Origin of the sequence: Hyalangium sp., from assembly GCF_045802625.1 — a bacterium.
Taxonomy (GTDB): Bacteria; Myxococcota; Myxococcia; order Myxococcales; family Myxococcaceae; genus Hyalangium.
This window is the reverse complement of sequence record NZ_JBJMQP010000205.1, coordinates 1-2,634: the sequence shown is the minus strand read 5'-3', so window position 1 is coordinate 2,634 and position 2,634 is coordinate 1. Positions and strand designations below refer to the sequence as shown.

Annotated in this window: 3 protein-coding genes and 1 pseudogene; 2 read left to right on the top strand and 2 right to left on the bottom strand. The window is 64.5% G+C overall.

Annotated elements, in window-relative coordinates:
• Together ACJ8AT_RS34120 and ACJ8AT_RS34115 are read left to right on the top strand one after the other, a co-directional pair.
• Positions 1-135, top strand: a 135-nt coding sequence (locus ACJ8AT_RS34120; RefSeq protein ID WP_407742137.1) for an ATP-binding protein, incomplete at its 5' end; no start/stop codon positions are given.
• A gap of 88 nt (positions 136-223) precedes the next feature.
• Complete coding sequence (locus ACJ8AT_RS34115) at positions 224-775, top strand: hypothetical protein (protein ID WP_407742136.1); 552 nt, start codon at positions 224-226, stop codon at positions 773-775.
• A gap of 1,411 nt (positions 776-2,186) precedes the next feature.
• Here ACJ8AT_RS34115 and ACJ8AT_RS34110 read toward each other — a convergent pair.
• Together ACJ8AT_RS34110 and ACJ8AT_RS34105 are read right to left on the bottom strand one after the other, a co-directional pair.
• A complete protein-coding gene (locus ACJ8AT_RS34110) occupies positions 2,187-2,363 on the bottom strand; it encodes a hypothetical protein (RefSeq protein ID WP_407742135.1) in 177 nt (58 codons plus the stop codon).
• A 31-nt stretch (positions 2,364-2,394) separates the two neighbouring features.
• Positions 2,395-2,634, bottom strand: a pseudogene (locus ACJ8AT_RS34105) (IS4 family transposase); the annotation flags it as partial.

Below are 2,634 nucleotides of genomic sequence, written 5' to 3'. Positions count from 1 at the left end.
GCCATCATCGGCGACGCCACCCTGGCTGACGCCATCTGCGACAGGCTCGTCCACAACGCCCACCGCCTCAAGCTCGGCGGCGAGTCCATCCGAAAGGCCGAGAGTTTGACCACGACCAAGAAGGCGGCGAAGTAGAGAACACCAGCGTCGTCACGCGGGTGATCGGCTTGCCGGAATCGGTGATCGGCTTGCCGGAATCGGTGATCGGCTTGCTCCGGAACAGGTGTCCGGCTTCGCCGGAATACGCATCTGGCTGGCCGGATGCGGAGATCCGGTGAGTTTCTCTTCCCCCGTAGGCATCAACCTCAAGACCAAGGCGAGCGATGCCAAGGATGGGGTTGTCACTTCAGAGAAGGGCATCACCAGCGAAACGGGGAACCCCTACGGCGCATTCATCAACGATGCACGCGGGAAGTTGGACGGCAAGGATCCCGCTCGCATTGAAATCTCCTCTCTCACCCTGTTGCTGGGCGGGCAGTCCACAGGGGTAACAGCGCTGGAGCAGGTCTTCTCCGGACAAGTCGATGTGTTCTTCGTGATGAACGACACGAACAACAGCTACACCGTGGGCAACATCAAGAGTCCTACGGGCAACGGCCCAGTGGACCTCACCGTTACTTTCGACTCCGACACCATCAGTGGGGTGGACCGTTCGAAGCTGCTCAGCGGCGCTTTCAAGACGACGCTGCGGGGCCCAGCGGCAGCGGGGTTTGCTCCCCCAAGCTCCGCAGAAGCGAACCTCCAACTGACTTTCACCTTCGAAGCTTTCGAATAGGCCGCCGTTCGCGTCCCTGTCGAGCGCTCCGTGGGCAGCAGCAACCCAGCCCATGGGGCGCGCTAGGGCGGCCCAGCGCCGCGCGGGCGCCCTGTCACGACGGGGGAGAGCGAACACTTACGACGCGCGCGAGCTCCACGAGCCCGGCAGGGCCGCCTGGACGTTCCGTAACACCTCGCCCTGGCCCGTATTGATGACGTAGAGCTAATAGCCTGCTTGCGGCGTTCTCCCGGCCCGGTGTGCACGGGAGTGCTTACCGGCGCCACGCCCGGCGCCATTCCCGGCGTCACCACGGCGCCACCACGCAGAAGCACGGCCTGACTGTGGATGTCGACCGCATCGCGTTGGCGTGGAGCGGATCCAGGCGCGCCACGTCGGACAGGCGGCTCGCGGCGCGGCTCCAGGCCCGCCACGTCGACGCGGGCCTCGTGGTGAGCGCCGGGGCTCGTGGTGCGGCTCCAGGCCCGTCACGGCGGACGGTGGGCTCGTGGTGAGCGCCGGGGCTCGTGGAGCACCTCCAGGCCCGCCACGTCGGATGCCTGTGAAGACAGGCACTTGCGAGCGAAGGCCCCCCCTACGACAGTCCGCGTTCGCGGACGATTCGTCCGCGTTGGGAGACGGTCCGAAAAAAAGCGCTGCAATGCCGACTGGTTACGCGAGGGTGGGGACTCGGAGCGTTGCGGGGCGTCTTGCCAACCCGTTGAATTCCCAGGGGTAGGTTTGGCCGGACATGACAGGGACCGTCCGCGTTCGCGGACTGTGCCCGTCGTGCGCTGTCGACGCGTCGGTCGTCATGGCTCACTGGTGAGCCATGGCCGCCACCACGAGGACCGAGCCTCCAAGGTCCTTCTCAAGGTCGCTGGAGGTTCTCGGGAGGGAGGCGGCGGGAATCGAACCCACAGCGAGGCAGAAGCAAAACCCTAAGCAGGTCGCGCTGTTACCGGCTAACGCCTTGATCTCACACCGGATCGTTCCCACGCTCCGTCCCGTCTCGTCCCGTCTCGTCCCGTTTTTATCCCCGCTGGAGGGGCACACTGGGGGCACATGCGGCCCTACAGGGTAAATCCGCTCACGGACGCGAGCAACAGAGTTTCCCGGTCTCCCAGGGCTCGCGAGAAGCCCGTGGGAGGCTGACGGTAGCGTGTGCCCTGGGGAGGTGTGGCTGGGGAGGGGCAGGTGGAGGAGCGCGGGTGGGCGTACCGGCGGAGACATCCTGCGGCGCGTCCGCCCGCTGTGAGCTGCGATTGTGGGAGCTGCACTTAAGGATGCGAAAGCGGACTTGCATGGGGACCGTACATCTCTCGCCTCAGTCTGGAATGCCACGCCTTCCTTTGGACGGATACGACGGGTGGCCGTTGTGCTTTGAGGCGCCCAGAATAGGCGTGGATAGACTGTGAACGTCTGCCCAAATTCAAGTCTTGTTTTCCTGAACTGCCTCGTCGTGATGGGGAGAGATCGTCTGCGGAGAACCAACGAGATTAGCACTGGCCTGGGCAGGGTCCCCCACCGTGGTGAGACTGTTTTTCAACGCGACCACGGCAGCATCGACGACCCCCTGCCCGACAATGTTGCTGAGTGCCAGTCCCATGCAGATGCTCTTCGCAACCTGAGGCATCCCCTCATAAAAGTCCGAGGCTTTCGCGGAAGACGGGCTGTTCGCAGACAAGTTGAGCGAAGCGCTCGAGCAGCGGGAGCAGGCGGTGCTCGGGCATGTTGGGGATGGCTTGGTAATACATGCAGCCCTGGCGGAAGAGCGAGTAGGTGCGACGCTTGACGGTGTTGGCCTTGAGGTAGCGCTCCATGCCCAAGCTCTCGCCAGCCGCGCCCAGCAGCGTCAGCAGGGCGCAAGCCAAGGCGCT